Consider the following 3,046-nt stretch of genomic DNA (forward strand, 5'->3'; position numbering starts at 1 on the left):
TCCTTATGACCTGCTGATTGGGGATGCTTATGCTGCGACATTGCCGGTGGGGTAGCTCGGCCGACGGGCTGAAGGGCTGGCATGGGGAGAGCGGAATGCGCGTAAAGCGCAGGGGCTGCAGGCTGGTCTTGCGAGCGCTGACTGTGTTGGCGCTTGTTGTCGCGCCTTTCAGTCTCTCCCTCGATGGTCCGGTCGTGACCAAGGCCTATGCCGGCAAAGGCGGCGGTGGCGGTGGAAACGGTGGCGGTGGAAACGGCGGCGGCGGCGGCAAGGGTGGTGGAAACGGTAACGGGGGCGGTAACAGCGGGAACGGCAACGGAGGCGGGAATAGCGGCAATTCCGGCTCTGCAGGTGGCTCCAATTCCGGTTCGGCCGGCGGCTCGAATTCCGGCAATGGCGGAAACAACGGAAACGGCAACAGCGGCGGCAACAGCGGAAACGGTAACAGCGGCGGCAACAACGGAAACGGAAACAGCGGCGGCAACAACGGAAACGGAAACAACGGCAGCAACAACGGAAACGGCAACAGCGGTAAGAACAGCAGCGCCAGCGCCGCAAGCACCGCCGATGTCGATGATCATGTGAACGCCCTGACGGGCGACAAGGTTGAGGCCACCCGCACCAAAATCCAGGTCACGCACCGCAATGGAATGAAGGAGAAGATCGAGAACGGCCGGTTCAGGATGGAAGACAAATACGGACGCACCATCGTCGACCGCAAGGCCACCATGGCCGATCTCAATCGCCTGAAGAGTTTGTGAGATAGAGTTTGTGAGAGCGAGGTTTTATCGGGATTAGATCTTAAGGGACCGGAGGTCAGCGCTGCAAAATCAGGTTGCCACCTTTTGCTTCGTCTCTGCGGTCCTGATCGTCTTGCGGTAGAACTTGGCTACTCACCTTACCCCCGCCTCCGTGCGGGGGTAATTTTTTCCAGCTCGCCGATGTCCGCCGCCTGCGACATTGGTCAGTCATGCCGGTGGAAATGGTCCGACCGGTCGGGGCATGGGTCGTGGGCCGCTTTCGTCTTTTGCCGGAATGTGAATCCTTGCCGGTCAAGACACTGGTTCCGTTGCGCCTTTCCCGTGAGCGGAACTTCGGCAATGCCGAGACGGACCCGCAGGAAAGGACCGAATGCATCAACCAGCCTGCAAAAGGCCTGCCCACCTTGTGCTGTGCGTCGTTGCCGCGCTGTCGATTGTCGTCGCGCCCTGTCTGGTGAAGCCGGGCTACATGACCAAGCTCGCATCCGCCGCCTATGCCGGTAACGGCAATGGCAACGGAGGCGGGAACGGCGGCAATGGCAGCGGCGGCAGTTCGGGTTCCGCCGGCGGCTCGAATTCCGGTTCGGCCGGCGGCTCGAATTCCGGCAACGGCGGCAACAACGGCAACAGCAATGGCCAAGGCAACAACGGCAACAGCAATGCCGGCGGCGGCAATCCCAATGCCGGGCCGGGCAACAACAGCGGCAAGGGCAACACCAATCCCGGCGGCAAGAACAGCTACACCAACGCCGCAACCGGCGACACGCTCTCCATCGACGGTGACAAGGTCACCGTCATTCATCGCAACGGCATGAAGGAGCAGGTCGAGAACGGCCGTTTCGAGATGATGGACGCGCAAGGCCGCACCATCATCGAGCGGCAGGCGACGGAGGAGGACTTGGATCGTCTGCTGAGCCTGTGAGAGGTCCGGAGAAGCTACCCCTTCTCCCGTCCCCTCGCATATCACCCCCGCCCATCGAGGCGGGGGTGATTGCGTTGGGGGAGGGGGAACTGGGGAATTGAAGAATTGAAGAATTGAAGAAAGAGGAGGGATCGGTCCTCGTCCCTCAGTTCCTTTCCCTCGCCTCATGCATCAGCAGCGCCGCCTCGGTGCGGTTGCGCACATTGAGCTTGGCGAGCACCCTGGTCATGTGATGCTTGACCGTCTTCTCCTGCAGCGACAGTCGGGCGGCGACCTCCTTGTTGCTCAACCCCTCCGCGACCAGTTTCAGGATTTCGGCCTCGCGGCCGGTGAGCTGGCTGAGCGGATCGGGCTTGCTGCCGGTGGGCTGCAGAAGGTCGGAAAGCAGCCTCGCCGAGAGGCTCGGCGATACGTAGCTCTGGCCGTTGGCGACGTCGCGCAGGATCTCGGCCAGCGCCTTGGAGCCGACGCCTTTCAGCACATAGCCGCGCGCGCCGGCCTTCAGCGCCTGGGCCACGTCGGCATTGGTCTCCGACACGGTGAGCATGACGATCTTCTGCTCGGGCATCGTTGAAAGGATGCCGGCGAGCGCATTGAGACCGCCGCCCGGCATGCTGATGTCGAGCAGGAGGATATCGGGCGTGCTGGTGCGCGCCAGCCTTTCGGCGTCCTCGGCGCTGGCGCCTTCGCCCACGAGTTCGAAGCCGCCTATTTCGCCGAGGCTGCGCGCCACGCCCTCGCGAAACAGGGGATGGTCGTCGACTATTGCGATGCGGATGGACGTGCTCACGGTTGCTCCTCGACAGACAAGGTGATCACCAGTCTTGTTCCTCCCGGGCCGGTCAGCGTTTCGAACTGTCCGCCTATGCTTTCGATACGCTCCCTGAGGCCGGCAAGCCCAAGGCCCTCGCTTCGGGCCGGATCGAAGCCCGGGCCGGTGTCCGCAACCTCGACGAGAAGCTTGCCGCCTTTCGTCGTGGCCCTGACTTGCTGGCCCTTGCCCTTGCCGTGCCGGAAGGCGTTGTTCAGGCCTTCCTGCACGAAGCGATAGATGCTGATCTTTTCCGAGGTGCCGAGTTCCGGCAAGCGCTCCGGCAGGGTTAGCAACACTTTGGTGTCGGTGCGCCGCTCGTGCTCGGCCACCGCGAGCCGCAAGATGTCGGCGATGGCCTGTGTCTCGATTTGCGGCAGCACCAGCCCGTTGCAGATGCCGCGTATCTCGCGCATCGCTTCGCCGAGCGTCTTGTGGATGCCGGCGATCTCGGCCTCGCGCAGCGTGCTCGATGTGGTCGGATCGACCAGCGCCGGGCTGTCCATCCTGAGCGCGGCGAGCGCCACCAGTTGCGCCGGCCCGTCATGCAGG

4 protein-coding genes are annotated in these 3,046 nt (G+C 63.2%); 2 read left to right on the plus strand and 2 right to left on the minus strand.

Annotation, left to right across the window (positions count from 1 at the left end):
* The first annotated feature begins 95 nt into the window (after positions 1-95).
* Together EOD07_RS28660 and EOD07_RS28665 are read left to right on the plus strand one after the other, a co-directional pair.
* The gene (locus EOD07_RS28660; protein ID WP_206519584.1) at positions 96-761 is read left to right on the plus strand and encodes a hypothetical protein; all 666 of its coding nucleotides are present in this window, start codon (positions 96-98) and stop codon (positions 759-761) included.
* Between the two features lie 370 nt (positions 762-1,131).
* On the plus strand, positions 1,132-1,683 hold the full coding sequence (locus EOD07_RS28665) for a hypothetical protein (RefSeq protein WP_127237755.1): 552 nt from the start codon (positions 1,132-1,134) through the stop codon (positions 1,681-1,683).
* A gap of 145 nt (positions 1,684-1,828) precedes the next feature.
* On the opposite strand, the gene EOD07_RS28670 is transcribed toward EOD07_RS28665, so the two are convergent.
* Positions 1,829-2,473, minus strand: a complete 645-nt coding sequence (locus tag EOD07_RS28670) for a response regulator transcription factor (protein WP_040980295.1) — start codon at positions 2,471-2,473, stop codon at positions 1,829-1,831.
* On the minus strand, positions 2,470-3,046 hold a 577-nt coding region (locus EOD07_RS28675), incomplete at its 5' end, for a sensor histidine kinase (RefSeq protein ID WP_164772624.1). The genes EOD07_RS28670 and EOD07_RS28675, both read right to left, overlap by 4 nt.

The organism is Mesorhizobium sp. M2C.T.Ca.TU.002.02.1.1 (assembly GCF_003997225.1).